Raw genomic sequence first — 17,273 nt, forward strand, 5'->3', positions numbered from 1 at the left:
GATCCGCGAAAATGGCAGCAACGACAGTTGGACCGAAAGCACTCAACATCACCTCGACGGTTGTCCCGTCAAGACAGGTACTGAGCAATCCATTCATTCGCCTCGATCCGGCGGATAACGTGGTGGTGGCGCGTATCGATGTGCCGCCGGATACGACCGTCGCGGGCGAAGGCATCGTCACCTTGCAGCCCGTGCCTGCGGGACACAAGGTCGCGACCCGTGACATCCGCCGCGGCGAAGCGATCCTGAAGTACAACACGACGATCGGGTTCGCGAGCGAAGACGTACCCGCGGGAACGTGGATGCACAGTCACAACATCAGTTTCGGCGAGCTGGTCAAAGACTATCGGTATGGCGAGGACTATGTTCCCATGCAACTTCTGCCTGCGGCACAGCGAGTCAGGTTCATGGGATACGTCCGCTCCGACGGACGTGTAGCAACCCGGAATTTTATCGGCGTGTTTGCTTTGAGTCACCGCGGCGCTACCGTGGCGCGCAAGATCGCGTCGTTTTTCGATGCAGACGAAATGTCGGGATTTCCGCACGTCGATGGCGTCGCGCCGTTCACGCATGAGCACGGTGCCGGCATGGAACTCAGTGGAGAGCCGATGCAGCTGCTCTGCAGAACGATCGGCGGTTACCTCTCTCATCCGAATACCGCTGGGGCGCTCATAGTCACGGCGGAGGGCGAAGATATCGGTCTGGCGTCGCTGTTCGAGGGACAGCGACTCGCTTTCGGCGACATGCTGAAGACGCTCGACATCGGCGAGGCCGGCGGCACGCGCGCAGCGATCGCGCAAGGCATCGAGATCGTGCGCCGGATGTTGCCCGCGGCCAACCAGGTCGAGCGGCAATCCGTGTCCGTCGAGCATATCAAGGTGGGACTCCAGTGTGGCGGATCGGACGGATTCTCTGGGCTGTCGGCCAATCCCGCGTTGGGCGTCGCGATGGAAATCCTCATTCGCAACGGCGGTACGGCCATTCTCTCCGAAACGTCGGAGATCTACGGTGTCGAACACACGCTCACGGCGCGTGCACGTACACCGGAAGTGGGTAAGCGTCTCGTCGGGCGGATCGACTGGTGGCTCAGATATAACGAAGGCAGGGACACCCAGATCAATGGGCAAGTCAGTCCCGGCAACAACGCGGGCGGTCTGGCCAACGTCCTGGAGAAATCTCTGGGCGGCGCGAAGAAGGGCGGAAATGCTCCGCTGATGGAAGTGTATGAATATGCTGAGCAGGTGACGCAGCCAGGATTGGTTTTCATGGATACCCCGGGCTACGATCCTGTTTCTGCGACGGGGCAGATCGCCGGCGGGGCGAACATGATCTGCTTTACGACGGGACGGGGGTCCTGCTTTGGCTCGGTGCCCGCTCCCACGATGAAGCTTGCCAGCAATACGCCGATGTTCGTTCGCATGGAAGCGGACATGGACATCAACTGCGGACCGGTGATCGACGGCGAAGCGACCGTGGCGGAAATGGGTGCCGCAATCTTCGAGCAGATCGTGCGGCACGCGTCCGGAGAGCCGACGAAAAGCGAGGCGCTCGGCGTGGGCGCGAATGAGTTCGTGCCCTGGCCTCTCGGCATTACCGTGTGAGTTGCGCACTTCGGCGCATGGCAGGCTGAGAGGCTCTGCGCATCGGTGAGCGCCGCCCATCATGGACGCGTGGACGCGCGGCTTGTTCATGCGAAGCCGCTCGCCGGTAATTCATTTCCCCGCTGACGATGCTTGTCCCGTCAGCCGGACGCGCAAGAGCATCCCTGACCAGGGCGCGGTGTTCAGCAACTCCAGCGATTGCAGATGACGATCGCTCGTGACATAGAGGACAGGGCCTTCGGGCAGCGAGGCAATCGCGATGCCGGTCGGCGCAGCGATGGGCAGGCTTTTCAGCGTGTCGACATTGCCGTCTTCCGAGAACCGCACGAGACTCCAGCCGTCTTTCAGGCCCGTCCAGATTCCGCCTTCGGCGTCCAGCGCGAGGCCGCTCAATCGCCCCGAGCCTTTGGGCATGGAAGCTACGCGCCGCACGGATGCCTTCCCGGCCGTTTCGGGCGATTTCAGCAGATACAACGTGCCGGAGTCCGGGGCGATCGCGTACGCGTCCTTGTCGGTCTGCGTCATCACCATCGCTTCGATCGGCTCGCCGACGCGCCAATGTGTCATGAAGCGGCCGTCTTCGAGAATGGGGCCAACGCGGCAACCGGCCTCGTCGTCGCTACGCTGACATGCCCAGGCCCGTGACGCACGATCGACACAGATCACGGTAATCGAAGGATCGTTCCAGGCAGACACGCCTTCGACCCGCTCGACTTCTCCGTCCAGACTTACCCACATGCGCTCGTTACCCAGATCGACGAATAGCCGGTCGCCCAAAAGATGCATGGCCATGATCGGGCTCTCCATGCGCGCGACGATCCTGTCCTGACGGCCGTCGAAACACCGGATGGCGGGCGCCATCGTGTCCGCCCAATAGACACTGTTGTGGTGTGCCGACCAGCAAGGGAACGCGCCGTGAAACGCCCAGTTTTCGCTGACGGGCTCGATGCCGTTACTGTCGATGCGGGTCCGGTTCCCGGCCAGTTGAGAGCCGACCCGCCGACCCGCCTCCGCCAGCTCGGGCCCGAGCAGTTCCAGTCTTACCAGACTCAGACGATAGGCCGGACCGGCAACGCTCAACGCGCCGCGCACCTTGCCCGCGGGATCGATGATGGGCGCGGCGACGCACCGTACGCCTTCGACGATCTCTTCGTCATCGATCGCATAGCCTCGCGCGGCCGTGATGCCGAGTTCGATCTGAAGGCGACGCCGATCCGTGATTGTGAAGCGGGTGAGCGCGTCGTAGCTGATCGTTCGAAGCAGGGCGTCCCGATCGTCGGCGGGCAGGTGGGACAAAATCGCTTTCCCCTGCCCCGTGCAGTGAAGTGGCTTGCTTTGACCCAATGCTGCTGCGGAGCGCTTGGAATGCGCGCCATCGCATCGCTCGAGGGACATGACTGCCGCGCCGTCGAGTACCGCGAGATAAGCCGTCTCGCCCGTCAGGTCCCGCAACGAGCGTAGTTCGGCGCTCGCCGCAGCGACGAGGTCCGGCTGCAGATACGCATTGCGGACCAGCTCGAGGTACCGGAACCCAAGCCTGTAGACGCGCTTGACGGGATCGCGGCGCACGAGACCACGCTCGACCAGCGTGGCAAGTATCCGGTAAAGCGTTGTTTTCGGCAGCCCGGCGACTTCGAGCAGATCTGCGTTGCTCATTCCTTCCGCTGCGCCGCCGATCAACTCGAGTACGCCGAGCGCCTTGTCCAACGACGCGGTTCCTTCTCCTAATCCCATATTCCCATCCCTTGGAACAAAGCCACTGAAACGAGGATATCACCCGTATTCGTTCAGCGGCCTTTCCAACTAGGATGACTTCACCGCATCAGAGCGTGTGTGTGTTCTTGAAATCCACATGCTGGAACTCTGATGGTCTTCTTCCTTTTGGGATGCCGCCATGAAGATTCACAACTACTCCGACGCGCTGCAACCGTCGATCGAACGCAACGTCACCGTCAGCGACGAAACGCTCGACAAGCTCGCAAAACTCAGCAGCGGATCGCTGACAACCCAGCTCTTCAAGCACGGCTATCGACAGCCTGCGCTCGTTGGCTTGCGCGCACTCAACAAGAACATCAAGCCGTTCGCGGGCCGCGCCTACACCATGCGTTTCATTCCCGCGCGTGAAGACATCGATACGTACGGCACGATGACGACCAAGCCGAACATGGACAACCTCCAGTGGCAGGGCATCGAACAGGTCCAGCCGGGCGACGTCCTCGTGATCGACAGCCGTAACGATCCCCGCGCCGCATCAGCAGGCAATATTCTCGTGACCCGTCTGATTGCCCGAGGCGCGCGCGCGATCATCACCGATGGCGCATTGCGTGACGGTACGGAAATCGCGAATCTGCCGTTGCCTGCTTACTGCCGTGAAGTCACGGCCACGACGCGCATCTCCTATCACCACGTCGCCGACCTCCAGGTTCCCATCGGATGCGCGGGCGTGGCCGTTTATCCGGGCGACGTCATCGTCGGCAACGCCGATGGCCTGACTGTTATTCCGCCGCACCTTGCGGTCGAACTGGCCGAGTTCTGCACCCGCCAGGACGACGTCGAAAACTATCTGGCCATGCGCATCGCGTCGGGCGAGCCGCTGTGGGGCGTCTACCCGCCGAGCCAGCAGGCGTACGAAAGTTATGAAAAGTGGGTGGCGGACGGCCGCCCGGAAATTCCGTCGATCATCAAGAACGCGGGGGTATAACCGATGGCAGCCGTGGACCAGGCAAAATACGCAGCTCTGATTCGTCGATACTTCGACGCCTGCAACGAGGCGGACTACGACAAACTCGTGTCGTGCTTTACGGCTGACGCCGTGCACTATTTCCCGCAAGGCCTGCCGGATATTCCCTGGCGTACAGCGGATACGATCGCGCGCAAGTGGATCTGGTGCGTCGAGAATCTCGGCTCGCAATGGACGATCGAAAAGATTCTCGTGAGTCACGACAGCCATGAAGCGGTCATCGAATGGACGCACTGGAAGGGCAAGCTCGGCACGGCGCTGCGCGGCGACGAATGGTACGTGTTCGACGAACAGTCGGGCCTGATCCGTGAAATTCGCGCCTACTATGCATCGCCTGCCGACAAGGAAGTTGCGATCAACGAACTCGTCGATTTCGACTACGCGGGCCGTGGCTATAACCTGAAGGCGGCGACGGTATGAGCGCGGATCAGGCAACGATGTTCGCAGCGATCGATCGCGTCGCTGAACTCGCGCATGCAGCCGCGCCGATGTGGCGTCGGTCGTCCTCTGACGTCAGAGCGGCGTTGCTGAACGGTCTGGCAGCGGCGCTGGAGGCGAACGCAGCCGCGCTCGTCGATCTCGGCGACAGCGAGACGGGCCTCGGCGCTGCCCGCCTCAATGGTGAACTGGCGCGCACCGCATTTCAGCTGCGGGGCTTCGCGAGCGAAGTCAAGGCTGGCGTGCCCTATCGCACAGTCGACGATCCGGCCGTGGCAGGCGCTCCGCCTGCGGGTCGGCCGCACCTGACGCGCGTGCTCGTTCCGCTCGGTCCCGTCGCGATGTTTTCCGCGAGCAACTTTCCGTTCGCTTTTTCCGTGCTCGGCGGTGATACCGCTTCCGCATTGGCCGCTGGCTGCCCGGTGATCGTCAAGGCTCACTCGGGTCATGGAGCGCTGTCGCGCAAGGTGTTCGAGATCGCGGCAAAGGTCGTCGAACAGCAGAACCTGCCGGCAGGTATTCTGACGTTTGTCGAAAACACGTCGCGCGAGGCGAATGCCTATCTCGTGCAGCATCGCAGCGTTGGCGCCGTTGCTTTCACGGGATCGTATCAGGGCGGTGTTGCTCTCTGGCGCGCGGCAAACAATCGTCCGCGACCGGTGCCGTTTTATGGCGAACTCGGTTCGATCAATCCACTCGTCGTTCTGCCTGAAGCACTGTCGAACGGAGAGATCGAACCTGCGCAGACGCTCGCAGCGTCGATTGCGCTCGGGTGCGGCCAGTTCTGTACGAGTCCTGGCATCATCTGCGTCTTCGATGACGATGCAGGCGATCGCTTCGTTGCGGAGTTGGCCAAAGCACTCGGCAAGCAGACGCCGCATCGCATGCTGACAGAAGGAATTCGCCGCGCGTACGAAGACGGCGTCGAGCGGCTGGCGGATCATGCGAGCACGAAATCGCTCGTCGCGCAGCCTTCGAACGGCTCAGGTCCGTCGCCCAGGCTATTCGAGGCACACGCCGATGCATTCACCGGTAATACGAGCCTGCATGAAGAAGTGTTCGGGCCGGCTGCCGTCGTCGTGCGAGTGCGATCGATCGAACAGGTGATTGATGTTCTCGAGGCCGTCGAGGGTTCGCTCACGGTGACACTATGGGGTGCGGGTGCCGATACGCCCGGCAATCGCGCGCTAGCGTATGCGGCGGAGCAGGCCGGCGGCCGTGTTCTGTTTGGCGGCGTCCCCACCGGCGTGGCCGTTACTCACGCGCAGCATCACGGCGGTCCCTGGCCGGCATCGACGAGTCCTCAAACGACATCCGTCGGCTACGCGGCAATCGAACGTTTTCTGCGTCCGGTTGCCATGCAGGATGCGCCGGCATGGGTGATCGCCGTCAGAGATGGGAGCGTACAGTCATGATGAAGCACATCGTGATGTTTCGGAAGCTGCCGGATGTTCCGCGGCAGCCCGATCTGGAACAGCAACTCGTTGCGCGGATGACCGCGCTCAATGCCGATATTTCGTTTGTGCGCGAGTGGCGCGTTTCGGCGAACGAGCTGGATCGACCGATCTGCTGGGACTATGTTCTGGAGTCGTCGTTCGACAGCAAGGACGATCTGGAGCGTTACCTGCCGCATCCGGCGCATGTCTCACTGATTCAGGCATTGAAGACTTACTTCGAATGGGTGGCCTGCGACTACACAGTCGAGCTTGTCTGAAGGACTCAAAAAGGGCGCTGCTGTGCGGGCGCCTTTTTCTCTGACCGACTTCGTCGCAACACCAGTATGAGCAAAGTGGATTTTCATTCAGCGGTCGGTGGAGTAATTCGGGCGGGAAACTGGCTGGCCGTCGCAACGACCCGAGCGAAGTGTCCATTCATCGTCTTGACTCATCCGGCAAGATCGATTCATGTGACGACGCTTCGCCGGTCCAGGTCGGCAGATACGCGCTCAACGAGCGATCCGGGCAACAAGTTCCATCCCTTGGAACACGTTCCAGCCAGGAATCGAACAACAGGGTATCAATGACGAGAGTTGCTTCGTAATATTTCGCTTGATTCTTTATGTGAACAGGATATCTAACATATCGCGTTTAGATAGCGTTATAAGAAACTGAATAGAGAATCAGAAATAAGAGGCACGGTCAAGGTCGCTCGATCACATGGCTTCATTCCTTGCTCGACCTGCAGGCTTTGGCGAATAAACATCACTCGCCGCTGGTCGCCTGCGGGGGGCTGTGCGATACGTTGAATAATTAGCTCGGAGACACATTTGAAAAAGTCTGCTCTTGTCGCGTTCGGTGCATTCGCCGTTATCAGTCCCATTGCTTATGCTCAAAGCAGCGTCACACTTTACGGCATCATCGACGAAGGTTTCAATTACAACAGCAACATGAAAGGAGAGCGGTCGTACGCATTGCAAAGCGGTGTGATGCAAGGGAGCCGCTGGGGATTTCGCGGTTCGGAAGATCTCGGTGGCGGGCTGAAGACGATCTTCGTACTTGAAAGCGGATTCGATCTGAACAGCGGCAAGTCGAGCCAGGGCGGTCTGCTTTTCGGCCGGCAGGCTTTTGTGGGCATCGCGAGCAATTACGGCTCAGTGACTTTGGGCCGCCAGTACGATATGGATGCCGAATTCGTCGGTCCGTTCGAAGTCGGCAATCAATGGGCGGGTAACATCGGCGCACATCCCGCCGATCTCGACAACTTCAATAACACCGTCCGCACCAATAACTCAATCAAATTCAAGAGTATTTCGTATAACGGGCTCTCGTTCGGCGGGATGTACAGTCTTGGCGGCGTCGCCGGCGACGTGACCCGAAACCAGACCTGGTCGGTGGGTGCGGGTTACACGAATGGCCCCCTCGCGTTGGGCGTCGGATATATGAACGTCCGTAACCCGAACGTGAGCTTCTTCGGGAATGCGACGACGGGGACACCATCGGCTTCGACTGCTAACGCCACGTATCCCATCTACAGTGGTTTCTTGTCTGCGCATACGTATCAGGTAATTGGTGCAGGCGGATCGTATACGTTTGGCGCCGCGACGTTTGGCGCCACCTATTCGAACGTTGCGTTCAAGGATCTGGGCGATCTCAGTTCAGGGCCAAACGCGTCCGGCTATGCGGGTAGCGTGCACTTCAACAACGCCGAAGTGAACTTCAAGTATCAGATAACGCCCGCCCTCCTGGTAGGCGCAGCGTACGACTACACGAATAGCAGCAAGATTTCGAGTGGGCGCGGAACGAACGACGGTGCGACCTACCATCAGGGAACGTTAGGTGTCGACTACTTCCTGTCGAAGCGCACCGATGTCTATGTGCTCGGCATCTACCAAAAGGCGTCCGGAACCGACTCCAGAAACCTTCCGGCGGTGGCGTCGATCAATAACCAATCGTCTCCGTCGAGCAATGATCATCAGGCGCTCGTGCGTGTGGGTATTCGACACAAATTCTGATGCGAGTCGACGGAGGTGCTCAAACGAGAGCGCTTCCGTTGGTTGCGCACGCAGCTCAAGCGAAAGAAACGCGAGGAATGGCGGGAGAATGTACGGGAACGTCTCATCGGCTCGACAAGATCATGGATTAGCGCAATCAACTCGAAGAGTTTGACTATTCGTGCGCCGTCATCAATCAATCAGGCTTCGACCCATAGTCCTGCCAGCGTATCGAATAGAGCAAAGATCAATGGCGTATCGGCCTCACGAGGATTCCTGTATTGGCAGCTCGCCTGAAATATTAGGGTTACTAATCTGGCGTTGTCACACACGCCGGGCAGGGCCGCACACGCGCCCAAGGGAAGTGGTCGCCACGCGGCATATTCATTTTTGCGAGCCGGCTCCACGTCAAAAAAGCGTTCCCCACACCACATTCAACGCTGATTGCAGCGCTTCTGAGCGCTTCTTTCCGCAGAGTTTGCTGTAGTGCAGAGAAAGGACATGCGCGCATGCCTGACGGCGGCGCAACTGTCGTCAGGCAGGATGATGAGCGAGAGGGGAAAGGGACATGCCGGCGGTGCGCCGGCATGCTGGAGCGATCAGGCTTCTGGCTTCAACCGGTATAGTTCGGGAACGACCGCGAGCAACAGACGCTTTGCCGAAAATAGTCGCGGCGAGATATGAGTCGCCACGTACCAGGTCGCCGCCACGTTCATGCTGCGCAATTTCAGATCGGGGCCGACGAGCGCGCTGGCAAAGTGCAGATCGCCGAGCGTCTTGCCGATGATTTCCTGCTTGGTCTGCGCCCGCACCGGCGGGTGCAGCGCATCGAACGACAATGCCGACATCTCATGAAGCAGCCGGTACATGCTGTTGTAGTGATGCAGCGTCTTGGTGGTGAACATGGTCGAATCCATGCGCAACCGTCTTTTGAATAGCGCCTGATTCAGCACGGCAAGCTTGATTCTCTGCTGCAGCATCAGCGCCGCGAAGAAGTGGTTGTCTTCATACACGATGCCTTCTATGAAGCGCAAATCGCCAATCGCCGAGCGTCGCGTGATAAAGCAGCAGGGCGACACGAAATAGCGGCCCTGTCGCAGCGATTCGACCACGAACTCGTCCGACCATGCCGTCGTGCTTCCGAGCGGCCGCCGATAGCCGTTGACTTCCTGCTTGTACATGGGGGCGTCGGCGGGAAAGACAGCGGCCTCGAACATGACCGCGTCGATGCCTGGACTGCTGAATTCGCGGTGGCAGACACTCAACGTTTCCGGATCGATGAGGTCGTCGCTGTCCATGTAGTACACGTAGGTGCCGGTCGCGAGCGAGGTGCCGACATTGCGCGCCGCGGATTGCCCGCGGTTCTGCTGATAGACGTATTTGAACCGCGAGTCTTCGTCGCAATAGCGTTGCGCAATTGCGGCGGTGCCGTCAGTGGAGCCGTCATCCACGACGATGACTTCGAAGTCCGTAAAGGACTGCTCCGCAACACTCGCCAGCGCTTCGTCGAGATAGCTCTCGACGTTGTACGCCGGCACGATGATGGAAAAAACTGACATAGCACACCCTGATCGTTGGAAATCGAGAACCGCAACTCAACCGGCGTCCGCGCCGCTCGCCTCCTGGCGCGCATGCGATGCAACCGGTATGAGGCCTGCGCCCCGAGAGGCAAGGTCAACGCCGCGAAAGTACAACCACGTAAATGCCACCGCGCCGACCACTTCGGTCAGGATCACGGCCAGGATCGTCCCTTTGGCGCCGCCATAGCGCGTGAGTGGAACGACATACAGAAGATGCAGAATCGTTGCGCCCACAAACACATTGGTGAGCGAGCGTGCCCGTCCTTGAGCGAGCAGTCCGAGATCGCCGAATACGACCGCCACGCTGATGATCGGCGGCAATACGGCTTCGAGTCGCAGGAGCGGAATGGACGCCTGAAATTGCGGGCCGATCCACGTCTCGATGCCCCACGCGGCGAGCAGCTCGATGCCGACGAACAGGCTCAGCGAAGTGGCGAACACGGCGAGCATCGCCATTCGCATCAGGCGCTTCGCGGCCTGCGGATCGGTCACATGATATTGACTGATGCGCGGATAGAAGGCCTGGCTGATCACCATGAACATGGCTTGCGCGGCGACGCGTATCTTGTCGGCCATCGCGAATTGGCCCACGACTTCCGGACCGTGAAAGTAATTCAGCAGAATCGAATTGAAGTTCACATAGAAGCTGATCAGGACGAAAGAGAGAAAGAGGGGAAAGCCGTCTTTCAGCGCCTCGACGATCTTCTTCGTGGATGTACCGACCAGTTTCACCAGTCGATTGCGATGCAGAATCCACAGCGCGCAAATTGCCAGCAGTACATTGCCGAGACTCACGCCGAGTGCGGCGAGCGCCGCATCTCCCGGCCCTTTCACGGCGAGGTAGACAAAGGCCAGACCGACGAGCCGGGAGAGGAAAGTCGGCAGCACTAATACGCGCATGCGTTCCAGTCCCTGGAAGAGCCATATCGGCGTGAGCGCGTTGGCGAGAATGCCGAGGAACAGCGCGGCCAGCACATCGGCGTGCTCTGCGAGATCCGGCACGAACACGATGCCAGCGACGACCAATACGAGCGCCGCGGCCACCAGCACGAGCCGCGCGGCCGACGTGCTGGTGTAGACGTCGGCCAGTCCGGCGGGGTCGTTGCGTTTGACCGAGACGAGTCGTGTCGCCGTAAAGTTGAATCCGTAGTCGGTGAGCAGAACCATGTATTGCGCCACAGCCTGGCAATAGGCCAATACTCCGAACTCTCTTGCACCGAGTACATGGCCCAGATAAGGCAACATCAGCAGCGGTACGATGTAGTTACCGCCCTGGATGAGAATCAGATAAAGCAACGTCTTACGAATGGGTGTCGTCATAAAGATGGATCGGATGTCATGATGGTTTTCTGTTGCGCCCGCTCTATAGGCTCAGATGCCGGTGCGCACGGAATTCGGTTGGCGACACGCCATACCTTTCCTTGAAAAGGCGGCCGAGGCGGTTGCCGTCGCCCATTCCGCACCGCCTCGCAATTTTCCCGACCGGAACATTGGTCGAGCTGAGCAGCGTGCGGACCATGTCAAAGCGCATGCGCAGCAGGTATTCGAGCGGCGTCATGCCGAACTCCTGTTTGAAACGGCGGCGGTAATTACGCTTGCTCATCGACGCCGATTCGGCAGCCAGCGCAATGGAAATCGGCTTGCTGTAGTTCTCCTGTATCCAGAGCGCGGACTCGCGAATCTTGTTGCCGCTCGTGCGTGCTTTTGCCTCGTCTTTCAGCGGGCTTGTGCGTTTGCGCGAATACGGCTGCAATTCAAGGGCGATTTTTCGGGCGATGTCCGGACCCAGGTCCCGCTCGATCTGCGCAACGGCTAGTTCGGCCGGTGTTGCGCCGCTGGCGCGGCACGTCGCGAAGCTATCGTCGAAGAGAACGATCGGCACAGCGAGTGGTGACGCGTTTTTGTAGACCACTGCCAGCTTCGACCCTTGCGTGATGCGCAAAGAGGCTGCGGCGCCCTCGCGCGTGATCCATGCATGCAGGAGATCGTCGGCCTTCGTCGTCACCTGCGCGTCGCGGCAGGCCACGAAGAATGCGTGGAAATCGCCAATGCTGTAGCGGCCCAGTTGTTCCGTGACGATTGAGATGCCCGACGAACTCGTGACGAGGCCGCCTTCTTCGGACAATACGGTCAGCCGGTAGGGCGCGTCTTCGCCTTGCGTCCGCCCGGACGCGTTGGCAAGACGGAAAGCGTCGCCAAGGGCGCCTGCGGTCGCCGTGAAAAAGTCCTCGAAAACCAGAAGGCCAATGTGCTTCGACGGTTTGGAACAGTCGAGTTTCTCATCGATGCATGGCGCGGAGAATTCAACAAGATCCATCACGATTTTGGGCTCCCGAATATAGTTATCAACTGCATGGCGGGCGAGGCCTTCTTCCTCGCCTTTATCTGCGTTGCTTTGCTTCCCGGTTAGCGCCGGCAATCCATGAAAGGATGCGGACCGGCGTCAACGCAATAGCAACCACCACGGAAATCACAAGCACGGCCAGAACATAAACAGCTGCAAAACCAACCAATAATGTTGCAAAAGCGAAACGTTCTCCACGCGACGCTAATGGAATATCAAGCAAATGGATATGTGGCCGGACTTGTCCCATGATGGCACCCGCTTATGTGGAACCCCCGGAATCCGCAGTGGAATCCGCATGGGCGCGACGACGATATTCCGTTGGTGAAACCCCAAAACGCTTGCGAAATAGCTTGGCGAGTTGCGAACCATTTCCTATTCCGCTGCGCCGGGCGATCTTGTCGACTGGCAGATCACAGTCGGCCAGCAAGCGGCACGACCGCTCCAGACGCGCTTGCAGCAGGTACTCGGACGGCGTCGTGCCGATCTGCTGCCGGAACCGGCGCAAAAAGGTTCGCTCGCTCATGGCTGCAGCGTGGGCCACATCCGCGATGAAAATCTCGTGCTCACAGTTCTCAGCGAGCCATTGCGCCGCAGAGTGAATCTTCTCGTCTTCCTTTTTCGGCTTGCCAGGCGCTTCAGAGTTCTTCCCATTTGCATAGGGGAAAAAACTGATACGTATTTCCGCAGGCCGTCCGATTACTTCGCCATGGCCTCTGTGGTCCAGAATCCATACCGGAGCAATAAGGTCTTGACAATCGATGCTAGACCTGACGATGGAGGAGAGCGTTGCGTCTGTATCGGGCGCGATCAGCATCTGCAGGTTATCGGCGCCATTGCGTGTGCGGCGATGAACATGCGTGACATTCTCATCATCGAGCAGATTCGATTCGCCCGTGCCAGGCTGAAAATCCTGGCTCGCGACGATATCGATATGTACATTCGTATTAATTAGACGAAGTACCTGTGCCGCTTTGCCTATTGGTAAGAGGCAACTAGCGGGGACGAGTTTATTCATGCTGTCTCCGGTGTTCAGGGTCTAACGAATTTCTGGTTGAATGCCGGTCAGATATGACAGTGCTTTGTTGTGAGCAGGACGCAGAGACGTTGACGCAGACGATGCTTACGCAACCTTTCCCCGTGTAGAGGTTTTGATGAAAGGATACGCTGTAAGGCTCGTTGCGTGCTCACCTAAACTCAGCCTCAAACGGCCAACCTTGGCTGCACAGTGCAGATGTGCACTGGGTAGTGTGGGCAAAAGCACAAATGCGAATGTCGAGGCGACGAACGTCTAACGAAAAGGAGCCGCTGCCTATTCCAGACTATTGCAGAAAAAACTCGAAAGAACGCTCCGTATAACGTGAATATAATTCTATAGGTAGATATCCGAATTAATCGTGGCATGGTTGTTCGTGGAAATTCAGCAACTGAATATCGCGTGCCGATCCGCCAACATCGGGTGTCTATCGGTCAATGCCTTGAATGCGGCGGGAGCGGTTCGTTCACCCGGCATCGGTCTGCAACGCCACTTCGTGGGCAATGCCGGCCGTTTTCGGTGGCGAATGGCTTTCCTGCGATGTGTTTTCAACCCCCAGATATCGGCGGATCACGTTGCGGGTGATCTGCTGTACGACGTCGTGGCTTTTTGCCGTCGTATCAATGAGCGCGCGCGCCCAGTCCGTCGTACCCACGTTGAACACTTCTCCGGCACTGCGGCGCCCGTCCCGCAACACGGGGCGGAATATTCCAATCGCGCCAGAGCCGCCCATCTCCCAGCCGGTCAGCGGGTTCGTGACGGCGAGCGTTTCAAAGGCATCCTGAGGCCAGTCGGGCGGAATGCCGTCGGCTTCGTACCCGACGATACGATCGTCCGCGCCAAACGTATCGTCCTGTCGCAACTGAGTGCCCGCGAATGCCCAATGCTCGGGCCGCCGGACCGTGAAGCCGATTGCCGCGCGCTCGCCCTTCACCCAACGGCGCCGCCACCGTGACCACGTGCCCCAGTGCCCGCCGCCATGCTTGTAAGTCAGTCCTATCAGATGGCTTTCATTGCCACTTACACGCGGGTCCAGATCGATCTGTTCCTTCAGAACATCCCAGTTCTCCGCGAGTTTGCGCATTTCCGTCAACTGGCCCGGCTCCGGACCGATGAACCTCACCGGCCGATAGCACGTATTGCCGCTGAACACGCCGAGGTTGCCGCCTTGCGTGAGGAAATACGCGACATGTGCGCGCATTTCTTCACTCCAATACTCGTGATGACCCACGCTCAGCATGCAGCGGTAGCGCGTCAGATCGAGCGCGGTGGCGTTATGAAGGTCGAGATCCGTATAGAAGTCGCACGCGAAACCTTCTTTGCGCAGCCAGCGAATGAACTTGGCGTCCCAGTGAGCGAACTGCTGACGCTGCGAGCGCGTGTCATAAGGATCGACCGGTTCGCCGAGCCGGGCGCCGAGTCCGCCGCCTGGACGCCGCAGGCTGACTGTCTTCGAGGCTCGATAGCGGTGGATGCGGTCGTCGTAGAAGCTGCCGCCGCCCGTCGAGTTGTACGCGTGATACGTGGCGGTCGGAATGATGTACGCCAGCGCTGCCGTGGGCGTGCGCGGACGCGCGATGACGAGCGCCATGCTGTCGCAGGCGGGTGGCGCGGCCAATAGCGGCTGATGAGCCGCGCACTGGCGCCCAAGTTCCTGAGTCGGTTTGCCGGCTGCGTCGACTTCATAGGCGACCGCGACATACGCGCCGCTTTGCGCAGCGGAGGTGTTCAGCCTGATCGTGATGGTCGGCCACTTCCAGTCCTCGTCGAAGCGCATGGACCGGTTAGTGCCCGCGGACTGGAACACGTACTTGCCGTCTATCAACGTAGACGTGACATCGTTCCTGTCGGTAACCACCACGCCGCACAGGCTCGTGATCGACTCGTCGTCCAGTTGCTGATAAATGGCGATGCTAAAGCGCTTCTTCGGCTGCACGGCCAGTTCAAAGCTCGATCCCGCAGTAAAGCTCGGATGAATCGGATAGATCTGCATGCTCGCTTTCCTTGCGCGACTAAACCGGGCAGTGACCGGCCAATGAGTTCCGATTGCATTGCGGGGCACGATCAGTGCCTTGCAACCGTTCTCTTTTACATAGGTACTCTCGCTCCATCTGTGCGTTATCCATCATTCGACCGTGACGGACTTGGCCAGATTGCGCGGCTTGTCGACATCGGTGCCGCGCGCGCAGGCGGTGTGATACGCAAGCAACTGCAAGGGCACGACGTACAGAATCGGCGACAGGCTGCCGTAGTGCTCGGGCATGCGGATCACGCGAAGGCCATCGTCGCTCTGAATTCGCGAATCCGCATCCGCGAATACATATAACTGGCCGCTTCGTGCGCGGACTTCCTGCATGTTCGACTTGAGTTTGTCGATAAGAGCGTCGTTGGGCGCGATCGTCACGACAGGCATCTGACTCGTCACCAGCGCGAGCGGTCCGTGCTTCAATTCGCCGGCGGGATAAGCCTCGGCGTGCACATATGAAATTTCCTTAAGCTTCAATGCGCCTTCTAGCGCAATCGGAAAGTGCAGGCCCCGTCCGAGAAAGAGTGCATGTTCGGTGCGCGAAAACGCTTCGGCCCAGGCAATGATCTCCGGCTCCAGCGCCAATACGCTGTTGAGTTTCGCGGGCAAATGTTGCAATTGATCGAGATATGCCGCTTCCTGCGCGGCAGGAAGGCGTCCGCGCTGCTTACTAAGGGTTAGCACCAACAGAAACAACGCGACGAGTTGTGTCGTGAAGGCTTTGGTCGACGCCACGCCGATTTCCGGTCCGGCACTCGTCAGGTGCTGGAATTCGGTTTGCCGCATCATCGTGCTGCTAGCAACATTGCAAATGGCCAGCGTGTGCCGATGCCCTTGCGACTGGGCATGTTTGAGTGCAGCGAGCGTGTCGGCCGTTTCGCCCGATTGCGAGATCACGACCACGAGCGTGTTCGGATTGGCGACGCTGCTGCGATAGCGATATTCGCTCGCGACCTCGACTTGCGTCGGCACTCTGGCAAGCGATTCGAACCAGTATTTTGCTGTCAAGCCTGCGTAATAGCTCGTGCCGCACGCGACAATCAGCAATGAGTCGATTTCGCGGAATGCATGCTTTGCACCGGGGCCGAATAAGTCTGCGTTAATCGCGTGAACCGTTTCTATGGCGTCTGCAATCACACTCGGCTGCTCGAAGATCTCCTTGTGCATATAGTGCCGGTAAGGGCCCAGCTCCACCGCGATGCTGGTCGAGCGTTGCACTTTTATTTCACGCTGCACGGGATGGCCGCGGAGATCCACCACTCGCACGCCATCTAGCGTCAATTCGGCTATATCGCCTTCTTCCAGGTAGATGAACTTCTCGACGGTCCCCGCGAGCGCCATGGCGTCCGAGGCCAGATAGTTGCCTTCCTCGCCGAGACCGACGACAAGCGGCGAGCCGGCCCGCGCGCCGATCACCCGGCCCGGCTCGTTTCTCGCGAATACCGCAATGGCATAGGCGCCATGCAGCCGTTCGAGCGCGTGACGCACGGCAGAAAGCAGATCGCCGAAGTTCTCCTTCTGCCAGCTATGGTGGATCAGATGCGCGACTACTTCCGTGTCGGTATCCGATTCGAAAACATAGCCGAATGCTTTCAGTTCTTCACGCAACGACTCGTGGTTTTCAATAATGCCGTTATGAACGATGGCAATTTCGCCGCTGGAGAAGATGGGATGCGCATTCCTCGCGACAGGCGCACCATGAGTCGCCCATCTTGTATGTGCGATACCGATCATTCCGGACAATTTCGCGTCGGAAACTTCGGTGGCAAGGTTTGCAACGCGCGCGACGCTGCGCACCCGGCGCAGTGCGCCATCCTGAAGAACGGCAATGCCACACGAGTCGTAGCCGCGATACTCCAGCCGCCGCAATCCCTCTGTCAGCATGAACGTGACGTCGCGCCGATCCACTGCTCCTACGATTCCGCACATGGAAATTCCCCTCTATTTCGCAGTGGTTCAGACAACGAAAGGATTGAAGTACTGAAAATGCGTGCTGCATCGCAACCAAGCATAAACAGGATATGGCCTTGTGTCGTCGCGCACGGCGCAAAACGTTGAACCGTTGTCCGCTAAATGAT

At 59.2% G+C, this 17,273-nt stretch carries 14 protein-coding genes; 6 read left to right on the plus strand and 8 right to left on the minus strand.

Going from position 1 to position 17,273, the window contains the following annotated elements; genetic code table 11:
- The first annotated feature begins 11 nt into the window (after nucleotides 1-11).
- Complete coding sequence (locus tag VOM14_RS11715) at nucleotides 12-1,601, plus strand: UxaA family hydrolase (protein ID WP_327629079.1); 1,590 nt, start codon at nucleotides 12-14, stop codon at nucleotides 1,599-1,601.
- Between the two features lie 111 nt (nucleotides 1,602-1,712).
- Here VOM14_RS11715 and VOM14_RS11720 read toward each other — a convergent pair whose 3' ends face one another.
- Nucleotides 1,713-3,308, minus strand: coding sequence for an IclR family transcriptional regulator domain-containing protein (locus VOM14_RS11720; RefSeq protein WP_327628861.1), 1,596 nt, complete (start codon nucleotides 3,306-3,308; stop codon nucleotides 1,713-1,715).
- A gap of 187 nt (nucleotides 3,309-3,495) precedes the next feature.
- On the opposite strand from VOM14_RS11720, the gene VOM14_RS11725 reads away from it, so the two are divergent.
- The 5 genes from VOM14_RS11725 (at nucleotide 3,496) to VOM14_RS11745 (ending at nucleotide 8,230) form a co-directional block, all read left to right on the plus strand.
- Complete coding sequence (locus VOM14_RS11725; RefSeq protein ID WP_327628862.1) at nucleotides 3,496-4,302, plus strand: ribonuclease activity regulator RraA; 807 nt, start codon at nucleotides 3,496-3,498, stop codon at nucleotides 4,300-4,302.
- 3 nt (nucleotides 4,303-4,305) lie between these two features.
- Entirely contained in the window at nucleotides 4,306-4,761 is a 456-nt protein-coding gene (locus tag VOM14_RS11730) for a nuclear transport factor 2 family protein (protein WP_327628863.1), read from the plus strand.
- Nucleotides 4,758-6,194, plus strand: a complete 1,437-nt coding sequence (locus VOM14_RS11735) for an aldehyde dehydrogenase (NADP(+)) (protein ID WP_327628864.1) — start codon at nucleotides 4,758-4,760, stop codon at nucleotides 6,192-6,194. Before VOM14_RS11730 ends, VOM14_RS11735 begins: the two co-directional genes overlap by 4 nt.
- Nucleotides 6,191-6,493, plus strand: a complete 303-nt coding sequence (locus tag VOM14_RS11740; RefSeq protein ID WP_327628865.1) for a Dabb family protein — start codon at nucleotides 6,191-6,193, stop codon at nucleotides 6,491-6,493. The genes VOM14_RS11735 and VOM14_RS11740 overlap by 4 nt, the downstream gene beginning before the upstream one ends.
- Nucleotides 6,494-7,045: 552 nt before the next feature.
- A complete protein-coding gene (locus VOM14_RS11745) occupies nucleotides 7,046-8,230 on the plus strand; it encodes a porin (protein ID WP_327628866.1) in 1,185 nt (394 codons plus the stop codon).
- Nucleotides 8,231-8,808: 578 nt separating this feature from the next.
- Here VOM14_RS11745 and VOM14_RS11750 read toward each other — a convergent pair.
- The 7 genes from VOM14_RS11750 to glmS form a co-directional block, all read right to left on the minus strand.
- Nucleotides 8,809-9,768 carry a glycosyltransferase family 2 protein gene (locus VOM14_RS11750; protein ID WP_327628867.1) on the minus strand — a complete coding sequence of 320 codons (960 nt, stop codon included), beginning with the start codon at nucleotides 9,766-9,768 and terminating at the stop codon, nucleotides 8,809-8,811.
- A gap of 36 nt (nucleotides 9,769-9,804) precedes the next feature.
- The gene (locus tag VOM14_RS11755) at nucleotides 9,805-11,109 is read right to left on the minus strand and encodes a flippase (RefSeq protein WP_327628868.1); all 1,305 of its coding nucleotides are present in this window, start codon (nucleotides 11,107-11,109) and stop codon (nucleotides 9,805-9,807) included.
- Between the two features lie 43 nt (nucleotides 11,110-11,152).
- Complete coding sequence (locus VOM14_RS11760) at nucleotides 11,153-12,106, minus strand: GlxA family transcriptional regulator (RefSeq protein ID WP_327629080.1); 954 nt, start codon at nucleotides 12,104-12,106, stop codon at nucleotides 11,153-11,155.
- Nucleotides 12,107-12,170: 64 nt separating this feature from the next.
- Entirely contained in the window at nucleotides 12,171-12,383 is a 213-nt protein-coding gene (locus VOM14_RS11765; RefSeq protein ID WP_327628869.1) for a hypothetical protein, read from the minus strand.
- A gap of 12 nt (nucleotides 12,384-12,395) precedes the next feature.
- Nucleotides 12,396-13,151: a helix-turn-helix domain-containing protein gene (locus VOM14_RS11770; protein WP_327628870.1), complete on the minus strand. Its 756-nt coding sequence runs from the start codon at nucleotides 13,149-13,151 to the stop codon at nucleotides 12,396-12,398.
- Between the two features lie 484 nt (nucleotides 13,152-13,635).
- Nucleotides 13,636-15,162, minus strand: a complete 1,527-nt coding sequence (locus VOM14_RS11775; RefSeq protein WP_327628871.1) for a N,N-dimethylformamidase beta subunit family domain-containing protein — start codon at nucleotides 15,160-15,162, stop codon at nucleotides 13,636-13,638.
- A 132-nt stretch (nucleotides 15,163-15,294) separates the two neighbouring features.
- Nucleotides 15,295-17,124, minus strand: a complete 1,830-nt coding sequence (gene glmS, locus VOM14_RS11780) for a glutamine--fructose-6-phosphate transaminase (isomerizing) (RefSeq protein WP_327628872.1) — start codon at nucleotides 17,122-17,124, stop codon at nucleotides 15,295-15,297.
- Nucleotides 17,125-17,273 lie beyond the last annotated feature (149 nt).

The organism is Paraburkholderia sp. MPAMCS5, from assembly GCF_036016995.1.
Taxonomy (GTDB): domain Bacteria; phylum Pseudomonadota; class Gammaproteobacteria; order Burkholderiales; family Burkholderiaceae; genus Paraburkholderia.

Coding starts and splice junctions, on each gene's coding strand:
- VOM14_RS11755 (WP_327628868.1), bottom strand. CDS start 11,109: ATGACGACACCCATTCGTAAGACGTTGCTTTATCTGATTCTCATCCAG.
- VOM14_RS11750 (WP_327628867.1), bottom strand. CDS start 9,768: ATGTCAGTTTTTTCCATCATCGTGCCGGCGTACAACGTCGAGAGCTAT.
- VOM14_RS11735 (WP_327628864.1), top strand. CDS start 4,758: ATGAGCGCGGATCAGGCAACGATGTTCGCAGCGATCGATCGCGTCGCT.
- VOM14_RS11725 (WP_327628862.1), top strand. CDS start 3,496: ATGAAGATTCACAACTACTCCGACGCGCTGCAACCGTCGATCGAACGC.
- VOM14_RS11715 (WP_327629079.1), top strand. CDS start 12: ATGGCAGCAACGACAGTTGGACCGAAAGCACTCAACATCACCTCGACG.
- VOM14_RS11730 (WP_327628863.1), top strand. CDS start 4,306: ATGGCAGCCGTGGACCAGGCAAAATACGCAGCTCTGATTCGTCGATAC.
- VOM14_RS11770 (WP_327628870.1), bottom strand. CDS start 13,151: ATGAATAAACTCGTCCCCGCTAGTTGCCTCTTACCAATAGGCAAAGCG.
- glmS (WP_327628872.1), bottom strand. CDS start 17,124: ATGTGCGGAATCGTAGGAGCAGTGGATCGGCGCGACGTCACGTTCATG.
- VOM14_RS11775 (WP_327628871.1), bottom strand. CDS start 15,162: ATGCAGATCTATCCGATTCATCCGAGCTTTACTGCGGGATCGAGCTTT.
- VOM14_RS11760 (WP_327629080.1), bottom strand. CDS start 12,106: ATGGATCTTGTTGAATTCTCCGCGCCATGCATCGATGAGAAACTCGAC.
- VOM14_RS11765 (WP_327628869.1), bottom strand. CDS start 12,383: ATGGGACAAGTCCGGCCACATATCCATTTGCTTGATATTCCATTAGCG.
- VOM14_RS11740 (WP_327628865.1), top strand. CDS start 6,191: ATGATGAAGCACATCGTGATGTTTCGGAAGCTGCCGGATGTTCCGCGG.